General features: G+C 40.5%; 21 protein-coding genes and 1 pseudogene. 5 read left to right on the top strand and 17 right to left on the bottom strand.

Features of this window, described 5'->3' with window-relative positions; genetic code table 11:
* The first annotated feature begins 74 nt into the window (after positions 1–74).
* Positions 75–1,355, top strand: coding sequence for an IS110 family transposase (locus tag LG330_RS04985; RefSeq protein WP_404407911.1), 1,281 nt, complete (start codon positions 75–77; stop codon positions 1,353–1,355).
* Positions 1,356–1,737: 382 nt separating this feature from the next.
* Positions 1,738–1,902 carry a hypothetical protein gene (locus LG330_RS04980; RefSeq protein WP_404407909.1) on the top strand — a complete coding sequence of 55 codons (165 nt, stop codon included), beginning with the start codon at positions 1,738–1,740 and terminating at the stop codon, positions 1,900–1,902.
* A gap of 386 nt (positions 1,903–2,288) precedes the next feature.
* Here the strand turns inward: LG330_RS04980 and LG330_RS04975 are convergent, their stop codons facing one another.
* From LG330_RS04975 to LG330_RS04940, 8 genes and pseudogenes are all read right to left on the bottom strand, one after another.
* A complete protein-coding gene (locus LG330_RS04975; RefSeq protein ID WP_404407907.1) occupies positions 2,289–2,786 on the bottom strand; it encodes a GNAT family N-acetyltransferase in 498 nt (165 codons plus the stop codon).
* A gap of 85 nt (positions 2,787–2,871) precedes the next feature.
* Positions 2,872–3,648 carry a phosphotransferase family protein gene (locus LG330_RS04970; RefSeq protein WP_404407905.1) on the bottom strand — a complete coding sequence of 259 codons (777 nt, stop codon included), beginning with the start codon at positions 3,646–3,648 and terminating at the stop codon, positions 2,872–2,874.
* Entirely contained in the window at positions 3,641–4,195 is a 555-nt protein-coding gene (locus LG330_RS04965; RefSeq protein ID WP_404407903.1) for a GNAT family N-acetyltransferase, read from the bottom strand. Before LG330_RS04965 ends, LG330_RS04970 begins: the two co-directional genes overlap by 8 nt.
* 94 nt (positions 4,196–4,289) lie before the next feature.
* On the bottom strand, positions 4,290–4,664 hold the full coding sequence (locus LG330_RS04960; RefSeq protein ID WP_404407901.1) for a VOC family protein: 375 nt from the start codon (positions 4,662–4,664) through the stop codon (positions 4,290–4,292).
* A 514-nt stretch (positions 4,665–5,178) separates the two neighbouring features.
* Complete coding sequence (locus LG330_RS04955; RefSeq protein ID WP_404407900.1) at positions 5,179–6,030, bottom strand: aldo/keto reductase; 852 nt, start codon at positions 6,028–6,030, stop codon at positions 5,179–5,181.
* 380 nt (positions 6,031–6,410) lie between these two features.
* On the bottom strand, positions 6,411–7,691 hold the full coding sequence (locus LG330_RS04950; RefSeq protein ID WP_404405991.1) for an IS110 family transposase: 1,281 nt from the start codon (positions 7,689–7,691) through the stop codon (positions 6,411–6,413).
* 215 nt (positions 7,692–7,906) lie between these two features.
* Positions 7,907–8,272, bottom strand: a complete 366-nt coding sequence (locus LG330_RS04945; RefSeq protein ID WP_404407898.1) for a nuclear transport factor 2 family protein — start codon at positions 8,270–8,272, stop codon at positions 7,907–7,909.
* 70 nt (positions 8,273–8,342) lie between these two features.
* Positions 8,343–9,327: pseudogene (locus LG330_RS04940) on the bottom strand (aldo/keto reductase).
* 192 nt (positions 9,328–9,519) lie between these two features.
* Between LG330_RS04940 and LG330_RS04935 the strand changes: the two are divergent.
* Positions 9,520–10,437: an AraC family transcriptional regulator gene (locus LG330_RS04935; protein ID WP_404407896.1), complete on the top strand. Its 918-nt coding sequence runs from the start codon at positions 9,520–9,522 to the stop codon at positions 10,435–10,437.
* A 363-nt stretch (positions 10,438–10,800) separates the two neighbouring features.
* Here the strand turns inward: LG330_RS04935 and LG330_RS04930 are convergent, their stop codons facing one another.
* The 3 genes from LG330_RS04930 to LG330_RS04920 are packed head-to-tail and all read right to left on the bottom strand — an operon-like array spanning position 10,801 to position 12,276.
* On the bottom strand, positions 10,801–11,094 hold the full coding sequence (locus LG330_RS04930) for a hypothetical protein (RefSeq protein ID WP_404407894.1): 294 nt from the start codon (positions 11,092–11,094) through the stop codon (positions 10,801–10,803).
* A complete protein-coding gene (locus LG330_RS04925; protein WP_404407892.1) occupies positions 11,063–11,425 on the bottom strand; it encodes a hypothetical protein in 363 nt (120 codons plus the stop codon). The genes LG330_RS04930 and LG330_RS04925 overlap by 32 nt, the downstream gene beginning before the upstream one ends.
* On the bottom strand, positions 11,425–12,276 hold the full coding sequence (locus LG330_RS04920) for a DegV family protein (RefSeq protein ID WP_404407890.1): 852 nt from the start codon (positions 12,274–12,276) through the stop codon (positions 11,425–11,427). The genes LG330_RS04925 and LG330_RS04920 overlap by 1 nt, the downstream gene beginning before the upstream one ends.
* 264 nt (positions 12,277–12,540) lie before the next feature.
* Here LG330_RS04920 and LG330_RS04915 point away from each other — a divergent pair, with 264 nt between their 5' ends.
* Both LG330_RS04915 and LG330_RS04910 read left to right on the top strand, forming a co-directional pair.
* Entirely contained in the window at positions 12,541–12,840 is a 300-nt protein-coding gene (locus LG330_RS04915; protein ID WP_404407889.1) for a DUF3219 family protein, read from the top strand.
* A 10-nt stretch (positions 12,841–12,850) separates the two neighbouring features.
* Complete coding sequence (locus LG330_RS04910; protein ID WP_404407887.1) at positions 12,851–13,843, top strand: LLM class flavin-dependent oxidoreductase; 993 nt, start codon at positions 12,851–12,853, stop codon at positions 13,841–13,843.
* A gap of 323 nt (positions 13,844–14,166) precedes the next feature.
* Here the strand turns inward: LG330_RS04910 and LG330_RS04905 are convergent, their stop codons facing one another.
* From LG330_RS04905 to LG330_RS04880, 6 genes are all read right to left on the bottom strand, one after another.
* Positions 14,167–14,430, bottom strand: a complete 264-nt coding sequence (locus LG330_RS04905) for a hypothetical protein (protein WP_404407885.1) — start codon at positions 14,428–14,430, stop codon at positions 14,167–14,169.
* The gene (locus LG330_RS04900) at positions 14,408–14,584 is read right to left on the bottom strand and encodes a hypothetical protein (RefSeq protein WP_404407884.1); all 177 of its coding nucleotides are present in this window, start codon (positions 14,582–14,584) and stop codon (positions 14,408–14,410) included. The genes LG330_RS04905 and LG330_RS04900 overlap by 23 nt, the downstream gene beginning before the upstream one ends.
* 253 nt (positions 14,585–14,837) lie before the next feature.
* Positions 14,838–15,323, bottom strand: a complete 486-nt coding sequence (locus tag LG330_RS04895; RefSeq protein ID WP_404407882.1) for a hypothetical protein — start codon at positions 15,321–15,323, stop codon at positions 14,838–14,840.
* A gap of 15 nt (positions 15,324–15,338) precedes the next feature.
* Positions 15,339–16,343: a sodium-dependent bicarbonate transport family permease gene (locus LG330_RS04890; protein ID WP_404407880.1), complete on the bottom strand. Its 1,005-nt coding sequence runs from the start codon at positions 16,341–16,343 to the stop codon at positions 15,339–15,341.
* Positions 16,344–16,464: 121 nt separating this feature from the next.
* Positions 16,465–16,836: a DUF2294 domain-containing protein gene (locus LG330_RS04885; RefSeq protein WP_404409501.1), complete on the bottom strand. Its 372-nt coding sequence runs from the start codon at positions 16,834–16,836 to the stop codon at positions 16,465–16,467.
* A 302-nt stretch (positions 16,837–17,138) separates the two neighbouring features.
* Positions 17,139–17,918 (bottom strand): alpha/beta fold hydrolase, encoded by a 780-nt coding sequence (locus tag LG330_RS04880; RefSeq protein ID WP_404407878.1) that lies wholly within the window; start codon positions 17,916–17,918, stop codon positions 17,139–17,141.
* Positions 17,919–18,052 lie beyond the last annotated feature (134 nt).

The following is an 18,052-nucleotide window of genomic DNA, read 5'->3' as shown; positions in this document are numbered from 1 at the left end:
GCCCTCTTGGTAGGATATGGGGTGTCAATGCACAAAGAATTGACCCCTAATTTGTTACCAAGGAGGACTCCACCATGGATTTTATACAAAATCACAAAATTAATCAAGTCACCGAAAACACACTCGTTATTGGAATGGATATCGTAAAACGGACGCATTATGCCTGCTTTGTTGATGATCGTGGTCGAATGTTGAAAAAGCCATTCGCCATCTCCCAGTCACGTGAGGGCTTTGAAGGGTTTTATCACAAAGTGCTAGAAGCGATGAAAGAGTTTGATAAAACGGAGGTGCTGGCTGGTATTGAACCTACAGGTCATTATTGGCTGAATCTCGCTTACTTTCTCGCTGACAGAGGGATTCCCCTCGCCATGACAAATCCGATGCACGTCAAGCTCTCTAAAGAGCTTGATGACAATCTGCCAACCAAACACGATCGCAAGGATGCATTGGTGATTGCGAGGCTATTGAAAGATGGACGTTTCAGTTATCCGCGGATTCTGAGGGATGCCGAGGCAGAGCTTCGCACTGGTGCCACACTAAAAGGACGTCTGACTGAAGAACTTGGGTCAGTCAAGAACATGATGATTCGCTGGCTTGATCGTTATTTCCCTGAATTCAGAACGGTTTTCCCGTCGTTCGGGAAGATGGCGCTCGCAGCGCTTGAACAGACCCCTTTGCCACAAGATGTTCAGGGCAAAGATCTCGAGGAACTACTAACCCTTTACCGAAAGGTAGACGGATTATCTTCTCCTCAAAAGCCAAAAGCAGCTCGTTTGATAGAGGTAGCTAATGACTCAATTGGGATGACGGAAGGCTTAGCGATGGCCCGTATGGAAATTGCCACGCTAGTTCGCCGTTTTCGGCAGCTTCTGATTGAAATAGAAGCTGTCACTGCCTCTCTGACAGAGATGGCACAGTCCTCAGTTGAGTATGAGTGGCTTGCGAGTGTAGATGGTTTAGGTGATGCCACGATCGCTGAATTAATGGCTGAGATCGGCAGCTTTTCTCACTACCAGGACCCACGCCAATTAATAAAACTTGCGGGGTTAACACTGAAAGAGAATTCTTCCGGTCAGCATAAAGGTCAAAAACGGATTTCAAAACGTGGAAGAAGCAAGCTTCGTGCCCTTTTATTCCGCGTCATGATGCCCATGATTAGGCACAATCAAGCATTTAAAACGTTACATGACTACTACACAACACGACCTGAGAATCCATTGCGTAAAAAGCAATCAATCGTTGTACCTTGCGGGAAACTCTTAAGAGTTTTACATGGGATTGCGACAAAACAAAGAGTGTTCGATGAGGCGATTATGATGAAGGATATCCCAGTCTTGAAGGTTTCTGTAGAGTAATGAACCATTCTGACTCAGCCTAACAAAGGATGACACGGAGAAGCTGGCATCATTCATTCCATTCGACTATGAGTCCCTAAAGGAGCATAGCCGGCCTCCGCCTTATGATTAGACCGAACGAAGGAATGTTGGCACACAGATGCCCGGAGACATGGGAGGGTACGTCATCATAAGTATTGCGGAGATCCATTGTGCATCGCATATTTACCCCCACTACTACCATTTCATAACAGTAGTAGCCGCGAAGCGTATCTCATGTCTGTAAAATCAAAACAGCATTTTAAATTACTGTTAATCAACGTGTCAAAAAAAAATTTTTTGACACCCCATAAACGGCTCAAACCGTTTGTATAACAACATTTTAAGAGGGAGGAATGGATTGATGAATTTTGGAACTAGACTTGTTATAGCTCTTGGAATAATGGGTATTTTATTTGCCGTTATAATTTCATTTGTTGAACCTATAGTTCTGCGTTGGTTCTTAATAGGACTTTCTGTAGTTCTCGTTTTAACTTTTGTTAATTATATTGGAAGAACAGCCAAATAGAAATTAAATATCAATAGAGTTCAGAACCTGAAGCACAAATAAAGTGTATAGGTCCTGAACTCTATTTTTATATAGTCTATTATTTTGGAAAAACTCCCTGTCCTAGAAACACTTTCGAATGTTCAGAATCGTTTTCAGGACAGGGAGGAATCACTTATTCCACACGTATAGAAATAATGGTCACTTCTCGGGGGAAGGCAGACGCCTGTAATATGTGAATGATTACTGCCGAACTCTTTAAAGGATTGGATCAATAATTCAGGTATAGGATGAACCGACTCCTTGTCCCATTTCCCCGGCGCACTGTAACCTAAAAGAATGAATGACTGCTTTAGTATTTCTCTATACTGCATGTTTGCCCTTCCCTCCATTCAAAATCAAAACCATCATGTCAGCTTTAGATAAAAAATATGCTGCGGCCCTTTAGTTCCCAGGTACTCTTCTCCATTGTCCTGAAACCCCATCCGGCGGTATAGTCCTATTGCACCTTGATTTCTTTTATTTACACCAAGAACAACTTCGTCTATGTTTGAGAAATTCATTTTCACGAACTGAGGCAGTAATTGCAATGCGTGCTTTGCATAGCCTTTTCCCTGATGTTTTGAATCCAGAGAAAATGATGTAAGTAATTTCGCATGCGGATTACTGGAATAACGTTGTAATTTTTCTCCTTCTTCTAATACAAAATAGCCGATAGGCTCATGATCAAGAAGAATCACAACATGGCATGCGGTCTTTTCAACTTGTGGATTATTCAGTTTTTCTAAGGGCAGGCTTGTAAACTGTAATTGTTCTTTTGGAAGCTGAAAGGCTGCCAGAACCTCTTTGTGCTTTTCCTCTAAGATCGCTAATTGTATATTTGCTGTAGTTTTAATAGTTGTCACTGTAATGCTCTCCTTTGAAATATGACTTAAATTATGTTCAGGTGACAAAAAATCAGGTGCCCATTCAATCAAACTTCCCTGTCACTCAACAGAATCTATTTACGATCTCCAATAAGCGTTCAGGACTTTCAGACTGGACATGTTCAGACAGCCTCGCCCCTGCAATCACAGGAGCCCATTCGATTATTTCATCCCGGGGAATGCTGCTCGTTTCACAGTAAAGATTCAGGTAAAGTTCTGCTATTTGGTCTGATACCTGCGTGTACAACAAGTAAGAACGATACACATCTGCAGCCGGATTTCCCGCGCTTGCGTCTATCCAATCTAAAATAACAATTTCATTATTTGAACTGATCAGATTATAAAAATGAAAATCCCCATGACAAAGCTGACTTTCTCCTGATAGATCGCTCAACCTTTTCACCAAAGCTTCCTTCTGAATATGATTTAAGAAGTCCGCAGATTCAATTTGCCTTTGTAACTTGAACAGCATCGGATCTATGAAGTCTGCTTTCACCAGATGGATTTGCTGTTGCACCCCGACTGAAGTTCTCAAATAAGATTCCATTTGATTCATCTCTTCAAAAGCAAGCTCTCCAAGCGTTCTTCCCTGAATATGCTCCATCACTATGCATTGTTGACCATTCATCTCAACAACATCAAAGACCTGTGGCACGCGTAATCCACTAGCATACGCATAGCGCTGCTTTCTTGCTTCCCGTATCGCTTCATCTGAGGGAAGGTTTTTATTAAATATCTTGTATACCTTATGATCTATTAAATGAATGCTGGCCGTATTACCGTTTGCGATTAGGTCACTAAAATTAATTGATCTCACCTCGTTTAAACAGTCGTCACTCATGATCCGGATTCAATAAAGACCACCTGATATGGTCTTTCCACGCCCCATTAACCTTCATCATCTTGTTTGTTATCCCTTCGTTCACAAAGCCCAGTCTCTTTAAGACGTTAATTGATGAAGTATTTATAGGCATTACCGGCGCTTCTATTCTATGTAAATCATATTCAGAAAACATCACACCTATCGCCTTCTTCAACGCCTCACCCAAATACCCTTTTCCGGTTTCCGAAACATCCAATTTATACCCCAGAATACAAGATTGCATAATACTTCGAAGGATATTCTGAAAAGAAATACATCCAATCACCTTTTCTTCATCCTCTTTTTTAAATATCCAAAATTTTATCGAACTACCTCTTTTGTAAGATTCAATATCTTGATCCAGTAGAAGTTTTTGCATCTTTAGCGTGTAAAAGTCACCTTCTCTTTCTGCTTCCCACCTTGTTAAAAACACTTTATTTCTTATGTAATAATCTAATACTAATTCTGCATCATTTGAATCAAGCTGTTTTAAGACAAGGCGGTCAGTACAATAGATTTTATACAATTAAATTCCTTTCCTTTCATCTTAAAAATATAAAACACCCGATTATATTTTTTAGGCTTTGATTAGTTCACTCTTTTAAGTGACAAGACTTAGTTCACCAATGCGCCTGAAGCTTATTACCATTCAGATCATAAAAAATGAAATAAGCATGGCCCTGATCTTCCTGTATGTCCTCCACCTGAACACCATGGTCTATAAGATGCTGGTGAAATGCTTCTAGTTCAGGGCTGGCAAAACCGAGGCTGAAGGCAGACTTATTGTCGATTGTAAAATGAATAAACGTTTCATTTTCAGTTGGGACCAGTGTGATTAACTGAGGTCCCTCACTAATTTTGAAAATCGCAAATGGATCCTCAGTAATCGTTAGTAACTTGAAACCCAATATATTTTTGTACCATTGTACAGACTGCTCTAAGTCTCTAACTGGAATTCTTATGTAATGAAGATGTTCAATGAATGATTTACTCAATGTTACCCCTCCTATAGTCGAATTAAGTTATACGAATACCTATAGCCTATTCTTTAGTTACTTCACTAATCTCATCAATACCAATTATTTCAAATATTGCCCTCAGACACAATCTATTTATAGAAAATTCTTACTATGTCATTCTACTAGCATTTAAATAACAACAAAAAAGAACTTCCCATCCAGGAGGTTCCTCTCACTAACTATTCTTAAAGCCAAGGCAATACGTCCGAGAACAAGCTCAAAATATAAACCATTTTCAAAGCAGTCAATCCAGCTAGTAATAAAAGATTCCCTATCCTAGAAATACTTATGAATGTTCAGAATCGTTTTCAGGACAGGGAGGAATTCAAAAATATCTACAAAAAATCAGCACATGATAGACCAGTCATTCCCAAAGCATATTGTGGGATCCGGCGTCACTGTATATAAAAAAAGCGTGTGTTATTAATTCACACGCTTTTTCTATGGATTTAACACCTTAATAAACAACAGTATTTAGGCGGAAAGAATATTAATTATCAAGTTTACGAGTCCCGATCCATTTCACCATTTCAGGATCTCTGTGAGAAAAGAACAAACTTTCTTTTGTATCTAAAGTAGCAATTTTCTCGATATCTTCTTGGCTTAATTCAAAGTCAAAAATATTGATGTTTTCGATAATTCTTTCTTTATGCACAGACTTTGGAATTGCAACGACGCCTCTTTGTGTTAACCAACGTAGTACCACTTGAGCGACGGATTTATTATGCTTTTCGGCAATTGAAACTAAAGTTTCGTTTTGGAACATGTTATTTTTCCCTTCAGCAAACGGTCCCCATGACTCGATTTGAACATTGTCCTCTTTCATCAATTTAGCACTTTCTATTTGCTGGTTAAAAACATGCGTTTCCACTTGATTTACAGCAGGAACCACTTCATTATGAATAATGAAATCAGTTAGGCGATCCGAATAGAAATTGCTAACTCCAATGGCTCTTATCTTGCCATCACGGTACAATTCCTCCATCGCACGCCATGAACCGTAAACATCACCAAATGGTTGATGAATTAAGTAAAGATCTAAATAATCCAGTTGCAATTTTTCTAGCGATTTTTCAAATGCTTTCATTGTGCGTTCATAGCCTGTGTCATCCACCCATAATTTCGTAGTAATAAACAATTCCCCTCTTGGTACACCACTCCGCTTAATAGCTCTGCCGACAGCTTCTTCATTTAGATAAGAGGCAGCAGTATCAATTAGACGATAGCCTGCCATAATTGCGTCATATACAGCTTGTTCACATTCTTTTTTATCTTGAATTTGAAAAACACCAAAACCGAGTATTGGCATCTCAACACCATTGTTTAAAATAACTTTTTCCATAAAAAATTCCTCCCTCTTAAAATGTTGTTATACAAACGGTTTGAGCCGTTTATGGGGTGTCAAAAAAATTTTTTTGACACGTTGATTAACAGTAATTTAAAATGCTGTTTTGATTTTACAGACATGAGATACGCTTCGCGGCTACTACTGTTATGAAATGGTAGTAGTGGGGGTAAATATGCGATGCACAATGGATCTCCGCAATACTTATGATGACGTACCCTCCCATGTCTCCGGGCATCTGTGTGCCAACATTCCTTCGTTCGGTCTAATCATAAGGCGGAGGCCGGCTATGCTCCTTTAGGGACTCATAGTCGAATGGAATGAATGATGCCAGCTTCTCCGTGTCATCCTTTGTTAGGCTGAGTCAGAATGGTTCATTACTCTACAGAAACCTTCAAGACTGGGATATCCTTCATCATAATCGCCTCATCGAACACTCTTTGTTTTGTCGCAATCCCATGTAAAACTCTTAAGAGTTTCCCGCAAGGTACAACGATTGATTGCTTTTTACGCAATGGATTCTCAGGTCGTGTTGTGTAGTAGTCATGTAACGTTTTAAATGCTTGATTGTGCCTAATCATGGGCATCATGACGCGGAATAAAAGGGCACGAAGCTTGCTTCTTCCACGTTTTGAAATCCGTTTTTGACCTTTATGCTGACCGGAAGAATTCTCTTTCAGTGTTAACCCCGCAAGTTTTATTAATTGGCGTGGGTCCTGGTAGTGAGAAAAGCTGCCGATCTCAGCCATTAATTCAGCGATCGTGGCATCACCTAAACCATCTACACTCGCAAGCCACTCATACTCAACTGAGGACTGTGCCATCTCTGTCAGAGAGGCAGTGACAGCTTCTATTTCAATCAGAAGCTGCCGAAAACGGCGAACCAGCGTGGCAATTTCCATACGGGCCATCGCTAAGCCTTCCGTCATCCCAATTGAGTCATTAGCTACCTCTATCAAACGAGCTGCTTTTGGCTTTTGAGGAGAAGATAATCCGTCTACCTTTCGGTAAAGGGTTAGTAGTTCCTCGAGACCTTTGCCCTGAACATCTTGTGGCAAAGGGGTCTGTTCAAGCGCTGCGAGCGCCATCTTCCCGAACGACGGGAAAACCGTTCTGAATTCAGGGAAATAACGATCAAGCCAGCGAATCATCATGTTCTTGACTGACCCAAGTTCTTCAGTCAGATGTCCTTTTAGTGTGGCACCAGTGCGAAGCTCTGCCTCGGCATCCCTCAGAATCCGCGGATAACTGAAACGTCCATCTTTCAATAGCCTCGCAATCACCAATGCATCCTTGCGATCGTGTTTGGTTGGCAGATTGTCATCAAGCTCTTTAGAGCGCTTGACGTGCATCGGATTTGTCATGGCGAGGGGAATCCCTCTGTCAGCGAGAAAGTAAGCGAGATTCAGCCAATAATGACCTGTAGGTTCAATACCAGCCAGCACCTCTGTTTTATCAAACTCTTTCATCGCTTCTAGTACTTTATGATAAAACCCTTCAAATCCTTCACGTGACTGGGAGATGGCGAATGGCTTTTTCAACATTCGACCACGATCATCAACAAAGCAGGCATAATGTGTCCGTTTTGCGATATCCATTCCAATAACGAGTGTGTTTTCGGTGACTTGATTAATTTTGTGATTTTGTATAAAATCCATGGTGGAGTCCTCCTTGGTAACAAATTAGGGGTCAATTCTTTGTGCATTGACACCCCATATCCTACCAAGAGGGCTCTTTTTTGTTCAAGACCCCGAAAACTCTCCTAACAGGAATGCTCCTTTTTATTTAATTCGATTTCCCCATTCTTTTCATGTATTCTGCCGTCTCCAAAATTTCAAACTTGAGAGACATTGGACGTATATAAATGACTAATTCATGGTGCTAACAGCTTTGTGAAGGACATTGATGCCAGTTTCCATTGATCCTCCTGTTGTACATAGACTTCAGTAACAACAAATGGATTTGTCACTTCAGTGGCGCCAACAACAGCTACAAGGCTTACTTTATTTAGAAGAATGGCAGTTTGGTCAATTAGTTGAACGGATATTTCTTGTATATCTACATCCTTATAAACGATAGATCCGTTTTTAATTACATCTGTTTCCTCGTTTTTAGAAAATGTAGCTCCCATATGAACGAAGACGGCTTTTTCGTGAAAGAGATTATTTAATTCGTCTAGTTGCCTCTCCATCATCCAGTCCCATTTATTCTTGGAAAGATCTATAATTGTTTGTTCCAAATTTATATCATTCCTTTTCGAATCCTCTTGACTTCATTCAAAGTGATGCTTATTAAATTTTAAGTGTCTTTTATTTACCTACCCTATTTGCATATTCCAATGGATAGCGATCTCCCAAAATCTCAATTTTAGATAAAGCATCATTTAAGTCAATGATCTCCTCAGGTCTCAGTTCAATATTAGCTGCCTCAAGATTTTCTTCTAGACGATCCAATCTCCGAGTACCTGGAATCGGAACAATCCAAGGCTTTTGGGCAAGTACCCATGCAAGTGCAATTTGAGCTGGCGTTGCTTCTTTTTCCGCAGCAATCTTACTTACCAGATCCACCAACACCTGATTCGCTTCTATATTCTCAGGTTTGAAGCGAGGAACAACACTACGGAAATCTGAACTACCAAACGTTGCATCTTTCTTTATTGTCCCAGTAAGGAAGCCCTTTCCTAATGGACTGAAAGGAACAAACCCGATTCCCAGTTCTTCAAGGGTAGGAAATAACTCATCTTCAGGTTTTCTCCACATCATTGAATATTCACTTTGAATGGCAGTAAGTGGTTGAACTGCGTGTGCACGGCGAATCGTTTCCATCCCTGCTTCAGAAAGTCCCCAATGTTTAATTTTCCCTTCCTTGATTAGGTCTTCTATTATTCCGGCTACCTCCTCTATCGCAACACTCGGATCCACTCGATGCTGATAGTAAAGGTCAATGGTGTCAACCTGAAGCCGTTTGAGCGATCCTTCAAAAGATTGCCTAATTTGCTCTGGCTTACTGTCGAGAACCTGTTTGCCATTTTGTAGTTGGATACCAAATTTAGTAGCGATAGACACACTCCCCCTTGAATGGAGCAAGGGCTTCCCCAAGTAATTCCTCATTGACAAATGGACCATATACCTCAGCAGTATCGAAGAAAGTAACCCCACGGTCTATTGCCTCGTGAATAAGTGAAATCATCTCATTCTTGTCCGAAGCAGGACCGTAACCAAAGCTCATACCCATGCATCCAAGTCCAATGGAGGAAACTTTTAAGTCACTATTTCCTAATTTACGTTTCTTCATGACTGATTCAACTCCTTAACCTATTGCGTAAATGTGAGAATAAAAACTGTGACTCCTTTATTATGCAACAAGAAAATAAGAAACCATTATACTAATCCTACTAAATCATTGCCTAATCCTCTCACACAACTTACAATTTGAGGATATATGTATTAGTATTGAATAAACAATGAGGACACAAGGAGGTTTTTTATGTCCACACAAATTGATAAACAACGAGTTGAATTAACCCAAATCATTGAGAGTCACACAGGTAATGATGGAATTCATCCAACTACTATTCCTTTTTTATCGTTCACTCGTTTCTCTGATTTGATAGGCCCAAGTTACGGTGTTTATAAACCTTCCTTATGCATAATCGTTCAAGGTAGCAAGGAGGTATTGCTCGCACAGGAGAGCTATGTGTACAGTCCTGCCGATTATCTTGTTGCCTCGGTTAACCTACCAATTACCGGACAAGTTACAGAAGCCTCTCCTGAAGTGCCTTATCTGGCTCTCAAACTGGAATTCACACCAAGTGAAATATTGGAGGTGTTACGTGAATACGAAATGGGTGTCGATAAGAAGGAAAATTCTAAACGTGGTATGTATGTCAGCAAAATAGAAACCTCTTTGCTAGATGCGGTAACAAGATTAGTTCGTATGCTAGATACTCCGCAAGACATAAAGGTAATTGCTCCTCTTATTGTAAAAGAAATCATCTATAGGGTTTTACAAGGAGAACATGGAGGTATGCTGAAGCAAATAGCAATAGAAGGAAGTTCAACCCATCTAATCAGTGATGTAATTGAACATATTATGAAGAACTATGATCAATCATTAAAAATTGAGGTGCTTGCGGATATAGCAAATATGAGCGTTTCTTCGCTACATCGGCACTTTAAAGAAGTTACAGCAATGAGCCCCATTCAATTCCAGAAACAACTAAGATTACAAGAAGCTCGCAGCTTGTTATTATCTGAGTCAGCAGATGCTGCTGATGTTGCATTTCGTGTAGGCTATGAAAGCCCATCACAATTCAGCCGTGAATATTCGCGCATGTTTGGTTCACCACCAAAAGAAGACATTAAGCGTGTGAGAGGTAATAATGAAAAAGCGATTAACCTATAGTCCCCTACCAATTGGTGGGGGTTTTTGTATGGAGAAAAGAACAACTTTCTAGAGGTGCATTCCATTTAAAATGAAGCCTTGGTACCGGCACCAACCAAATTTCATCTTATATTTCAATATGAAAATTATAGTTTTCTTTTTCACCGTTTTTCTTGAACTGTGCATTAATTTGATCTGTAAAATGCTTGAATTTGCTTCTATTATTTGGCTGAAAGAAAGCCGCAATCATATACAATGATTGCGGCCTGATTGTTAAATAATTTCTAAACAAAAGTATTCTTCGAATAGGGAGACTTTTATTTGATTAGTTCATAATGAACGTTACTCTTGCCTCACCGTAATCTTTGACGGTATCCACATTTTTCAAAAACTCCATATCCTCTTTAGAAATAACGAAATCCACTTCTGCATTATTTTCATATGTTCCGGATTTGCAGTTTTAGGCAGCGAAAGAAGACCAAGCTGTAAATCATAACGAATACTTAATTGAGGTACAGAAACACCGTATTTTTCTGCGATGTCTACAACTTTTTGATTTTTTAAAAATTCTCCGTGGGCAATAGGTGAATAAGCTTCCACAAGAATGCCTTGAGCTTGAGTATATTCAATCAATTCTTTCGGTGTGTTACTTATATGAGCCAAAATCTGATTTACCATCGGTTACACCTGTAACTGTTGGGTCAGTTTCATCCGTGATTTCAAATGTTGTAGAATATGCTTCAAACGCTTCTCCGTCAGTCGTAGTTATATCATCAGAAACTGTTAAAGAATAAGTACCTTCAAAGAAGTTAGCTGCAGTAAGTGTCAATGTCTCGCCATCTTCACTTAATTCTCCAGTTACTCCACCAGAAAGTTCTGTATCGGCACCAATTTCATCTACTGATACAATACCAGCAGTTAGAGTACCAGCATCTTCATCATCGAATAATGAATCTGGGTTTACAGCAGAATTGAAGTTTACTACTACTTCTTTAGCGTTAACCGCCATTACTCTTTCAACCCAGCAACCCCAAATCCTCCAGGTCCCGAATGCGTCGAAATCATCCCGCCAGCCTGAATCCATCTCACGTTTTTAAATCCATTCTCCTTCGCAACCTCATCCATCCGCTGCTTGATCCCTTCATCAAGTCCAATCGAATAAATCAGATAAAGCTGCTCTCGATCAATATCAAATTCTTTTAAGTAATCATTAAAAAGCTTCTCAGTCGCCCCGATCATTTTCCCGCGGTATTTCTTTGTGGAGACGAGCTTTCCGTCCTTTAGTTCGATACATGGCTTTATTTTCAGCAGTCCACCGATCAGGGAAGCCATATTGCTGACGCGGCCTCCTGCTTTTAGAAACTCCAGGCTGCCTGGGATGAAAGCGAGTTTTGATTTTGGGACGACTGCTTCTATTTTTTCGATTAAGCGTGCTGGTTCGATGTCAGGTTCTTTTTCCAGTAAATCAGCGGCATATAAGACAACTGCTGCTAATCCTCCGGTTACGTTTAGCGCGTCGATCAGGTGGAGGTCTTCGAATTCTTCTGCAGCGATGACTGCGTTTTGAAAGGATGAGGATGCCTTTGATGTATAGCCGATATGAACGATGGTGCTGTCAGGATACTTGTCTCTGATTGATGTGAAAAACTCCTGGTACTCGTGAATATTCGTGGCTGTTGTGGAAGGTATTTTCTTCGTGCGGTCATAGTAATCATAGATGTCCTGGACTGGTAAAGAGCCGTCCAGATAATCTTTTCCGTCCATAATGATGTGCATCGGAACAACTTGCAGGCTGTACTTTTCAACTAAATCATTCGGCAGATCAGCGCCGCTTTCGGTTGATAGGATGATTTTACGCATGTGAATTCCCCCTTGGTTGTTTGTAGCGTTCATTTTTACAGTTATTGCTTTAACTATACAGGAGATACCTAGTTTAGTAATGTGACAAATATAAATTGATGAAAGAAAGAGTGCTTATTCTTACTTTATGTAAAAGGTTATGTTCATGAGTGGTTTTCATCGTGTCTTCGAATGCTTTAAATAGATGAAGCAGAAAGTTTGTTCAATGTTTGCGGCGAATGCTAACATGGACAAACTTAGGTAAATATAGAGGAGGGATCTTTAATGGTAAATGAAGTGATTTTGGACGATTTTTCTTTGAAAGTAACTGGTTTTGAACAGGGAGTCTCCACAAACAGCTCCGGAAAAGAAGCAAAGACGATTCGGTTTGATTTCGAAGTAAGAGGCGGGACTGAGTACCACGACGTTACGGTCCATTTATACAAAAATACATTTGATGTAAAGGTTCCTGAACTCGATTTGAGCTTCAGAGGAACCATCAACAATTACTCTACTTCTCGGGCTGATTTCGCGGATGAAAATTCTTCATCGCTATTCAGTCTGAAGCTGATTGAAATTGGGTAGGGAAAATCCATTGAAATTAAGCATCCTGGATCAATCCCCTGTATCCGCTGGCAATACACCAGCCACGGCTTTGCAGGCTTCCATGGAGCTTGCACAAAGCGGGGAACAGTTCGGGTACACGCGCTATTGGATTGCCGAGCATCACGATTTTTCCGGATTGTCCTGTTCTGCGCCTGAAGTGATGCTGAGCTATATTGGGGCACACACCAAAACAATCCGCATTGGGGCAGGGGCGGTATTGCTTCCGCATTATAAACCGTACAAGGTTGCTGAAGTCTATAATATGCTGGCGACTCTGTTTCCAGGCAGAATTGATTTAGGGATCGGAAGGGCTCCCGGCGGATCAGCGGAAGTGACGATGGCTCTCTCTGATAATTTTTTGCAAAATGTTTACAAGATGCCGGAATCCTTTAAAGAACTTTTGCATTTCCTCAAAGATGATTTTCCGGAAGAACATATGTATTCAAAAGTATCTGCAGCACCGCTTCCGGAAATTTCTCCTAAACCATGGCTTCTCGGGACTAGCATCAAAAGTGCCAAGCTTGCTGCAGAGAATGGAAGCGCCTATGCATTCGGTCATTTCATGAGCGATAAAGATGGGCCGGAAATCCTTAAAACCTATGAGGAAAATTTTCAACCGGGTTCATCCCAACTGCCAGAATCGATCATAGCAGTGTCTGCCATTTGTGCAGAAACGACCGAAAAAGCTGAACACTTGGCAAAGAGCGGTTTTCTTTGGAAATTAATAATGGCAAAAGGGGTAGGCAGCGAAGGGGTTCCTTCACTAGAGGAAGCCGAACGCTATCCATATACAAGCGGAGAACAACAAGAAATTGAAGAAATGCGGCGCAAAATAATCATCGGCAATCCACAAGAGGTACGGGAGCAGCTTGAACAGCTCCAATCAATCTACCACAATGATGAATTCATGATCGTTACGATCGCTCATGACTATATGGATCGCTTACGTTCGTATAAATTGATTGCTGAAGAACTTCTGTAATAAAAACAACCAGTTATCCCTGTAGGATAACTGGTTGTTTTTGTATTTAGCTGATTGCATTTTTGATGTAATATTTGAACCTCAGCAAGGCAATCAGGATTCCAACGGCCCCCATAGACGAGCAATACATAAAGCTCCTCCTAGTCTGAAGCACCAACGATAGTTGCATTAATTACAGTATCAGCATCCACTCCTGCACCAATAGTAAGATCAATATAACCGTGATCAAGATTAGTTAGGTTTGGAGTAACATCTGCATCATTATTATCAGCAAATTTAAACGTCCAGTTACCTGCACTTGATAATGGCTCAGAAAATCTAACTCATACAGTAAAGGCATTTAACTTCTCAACTCCGTTAACTGTAGGAGCTACACGATCAGAAGCAGTCATTGTGTTAGAAACAAATTCTGGCAACAACTCCTCAGAGGTAGTTTCAACTATTTCATCAGCTACTGTTACAACATAAGTTAAGTTATTAAAAGCACCTGTATCAGCAGTTACAGTTTCGTTACCTGTACCACTAATTTTAGAGAATGTAAGTACAGCTGCGTTAAGAGTTCCATCAGTATCTACAACTGGCTTCATAGACAAGTCCCGCATTGACCAGAAACAGATGCCGAATCGCTTCAACTGCCGCCCTCTCCTGCGTAAGGATACCTTCTTTACCTTGTGCAACTTCATCAAGTCCTTTAAAAACCTCTCGCACACGAGCTGCCAGATCCACTTCCCCTTTCATCACTTTTCGGACTGTCGTTCTCTTTTGACTTTCGTTAATGATATTGAAAGGGCAAATAAATAGTAGTTATATATTAATAGAGCTCAGAAACTAAAACACAGTAATTTGTATAGATTCTGAGCTCTATTTTACTTGCAAATGACTATCATTAAAAACGCTAAAGAATATTTTCAGCAACACTTAATAGTTTACGGGCATCCTTAACAAGCTTCTTTCACAAAATCCCCAAAGTTCATTGACCTCTACTTTCTCATTCCTAAATAACTTCCTCAATCCCCTCCGAATCACGGTCTACTAAAAATGCACGAACATTCACTGTCCCTGGAATAAGCGGATGCTTCATGATTAGCTCTTTATTTTTTCGCATTGCTTCATAGACATCAGACGGTCCCGCAAGCCAATTTACTACATCGTACTGGACGGCATCAAGGTAATTCAGCGTTTTCAATATGTGATCTGTGACGCCTGCCTCCTTCATTTTCTCAAGCAGGTGATCCCGGTCATACTGCTGCGCTTTTTCTGCCACAATATAAATGTCATGAATCTCTTCTTGATAAATAGCAAGAATCACATTTCTCATGAGACATCCATAAGGCTGGGAAATCAGTGCCCCGTAGCTGTTGAAGACAAGCAGCTCCTCTTGCTCCCGCTGCGTAATCCCTGTTAAAGACGACTCAACTCCCATATTGGAATCCGTAATCACCAGCACTTTTTGTGTATCAACACGATCAAGCATTCTCATTTGTTTTTCCTCCTCTTATTGAATCCATTTTGCGATTTCAAAATAAACTGGAATTCCAATGATTAAATTGAACGGAAACGTGACCCCGAGAGACAGACCGAGATAAATAGAAGGATTCGCCTCCGGAACTGACGTTTTCAGGGCTGCAGGCGCAGCAATGTAGGATGCACTGCCTGCTAATACGCCCATCAGTGCAGTTCCTCCGATTGACAATTCAATCAGATTTCCAACCAGAACACCCATAATGCCAAACACAAGTGGCGCAATCATGCCAAATGCCAGCAGCTTCACCCCATACTTCTTCATTTCAGGTAGTCTTTGACCGGCAATCAGCCCCATATTTAACAGAAACAAAATTAAAATACTGCCGTATAAATCCATAAACAAAGGCTTCACAGCCGGAATCGCACTTTCTCCGAGCATCCACCCAATCACAAGACTCCCCATCAGCAAAAGAACACTTTTTCCAAACAGACTTTCCCTGACTACTTCTTTATCAATCACCCCTGAAGGAAAGGCAACAAACCCTGCACGCTGTGTATAAACGGCGAGCTCCTTTTTGTTCTCCAGTACCCTAAGCAGTAGTAAAGACACTAGAATTGCAGGACTTTCCATCAACACAACAAGTGCATTCATAAAGCCTTCATAGGTTGTGCCTGTCTGATCCATAAAGGCAACGCCCGCTCCGTACGTCACAATACTAATGGAGCCGTATGTGGCCGCAAGTCCGATTGCATTTTTCAAATCCATCCCGATCAATTTCATAACACCAAGCGTGATCAATGGGATGATGCCTCCGAGAAATAAAGCCCCTAAAATCGGTGCGAAAACTGATTCAATTGAATAATTTGCAAGCTCAATCCCCCCTTTCAATCCAATTGCAATGAGCAGATATATGCTTAGCGCATCACTGAGCGCCTTCGGAAAAGCCAGATCAGATTTCACAAGTGCTGCGGCGATCCCCAGTACAAAAAACAGGACAACGGGTGACATTAAATTCTGAATCACAATTTCATTCATCTTTCTTCCTCCTCAACCTAAAAGAATCCAATAAAAAAACCGGCACTTTCAACGTGCACTGCACGTATGGAAAGGCCGGTTTTCCTTTAACAGACAACATGTCTTTTAAAGAACTCCCTCTTTATTTTTCATTCAGTTTTTTCTCAAGATTTTCATTCAGCTTAAACACCATAATACGCTCCCCTGTGACGGAGCTGATATCCGTATGAAAGCTTATAGCTTCTACTGACGTTATATCAAAAACAATCTCCTTCAGCATTTCAATACCGGACTCTACCAGATCAGAACGCGTCTTCTTAATCGATAGCATCCCGTCATGCGTAGTGCACACACGGTATTCGGCAGGCGTCAATACACCATTCAGGCAAACAATGATCATATCCCTTAAAATATCTGCCTTTACAGACACTGAGCCCCTCCCCAGAAAATCCTTCTCCCACTGGGTGATCGCCTTGCTGATCTCCGCTTCAATTGAGCCCTTTGTCTTAGTCACCTTTATCACCATTCCTGCCCCCTCTAAACAAAAAATCGGTTTATCCCCAGACTAATCCCTTAGCATGGACATAAACCGATTTATTCTAATTCAAGCTTTGACAACCTGTCAGAATTTCTTCATTCCGCCAACACACGTTCAACGGCCTGCTTAAACCCACTCCATCATCAAAGATAAATGTAATCACTCGGATATTTGATTAATAATAAAATACGTTAATTTGTTTCAGGTGTCAATAGTGGTTGTTTTTTGTGTATTGCTTTCATCTTTTGCACCAGAAATCCGGATTTTTTAGACCTTCATTATTTTAACGTTACCGCATTTTTTGGCAAAGCAGCGTCCTGTATCCACTCTTCTATCATCCGGTTAAAGAAATCAGGATCTACCAGCGATATGCCGTGCCCAACATCAGGTATGACGATCCCTGTGCAATTCGAGTTACTTGAAACTAAGTCGACCACTGAATTTCTCATCATTGCTTTTTCTTTTGCACCGACAGTAACTAATATTCTGCTCTCTGCTTTAGCAAATCCGTCAGGTATTTTAAATGACATGTTTTCTTCTAGAATTCTAACAAGCGTATCAGACTTCATTTGAGAACTTTCCTTGTAATACGTCTCAAGGTATTCTTCACCAATGTAGAGCGTTTTAGCCTGAAGTATTGAAAATGATTTAATTTTTACTAATGGATAAAGTGCTTTAATAAACGGTTTGATCATTCTTTTCATCATGACATTAGGTCTGACTAATGCACTGTTTATGAATGCATAATTGATCAAATTCGGATGATCACTTAGCATCTGAATCGCTACCTGCGCCCCTAAAGAGAAGCCAATGACAACAATTTCTTTACCGTCTGCTATTTTTTCTATCAGTTTATTAATTTTCTCTGCACTTAAATGAATTGAAAAGTTTTCAGTATTTCTGCTTGTCCCCTGTTCCGGCAAATCGATTGTCATACAGTGATAATGACTGAAATATTGAATTTGTTTATCCCACATCCAGCTGCTCACTCCACCACCGTGTAGAAATACCATTAAAGGAGCAGTTTTATCCCCGTACTCGTGGTAGCTTAAATCCAAAAAATCACCTCTCAAATATAGATTTATCTTAGCCGTGCTTCTACGAACGCTTACTGCAGATCATTTAAGTCTAAAAACAAACTATGTATTAGCTCAAAGATCTACAATATTTATTTTTATATATTTGAAAGGTC

Origin of the sequence: Jeotgalibacillus malaysiensis (assembly GCF_044789845.1) — a bacterium.
In the GTDB taxonomy this organism is placed as follows: Bacteria; Bacillota; Bacilli; order Bacillales; family Jeotgalibacillaceae; genus Jeotgalibacillus; species Jeotgalibacillus malaysiensis_A.
The sequence above is the reverse complement of the archived record's forward strand: the minus strand, read 5'-3'. Positions and strand labels throughout refer to the sequence as shown.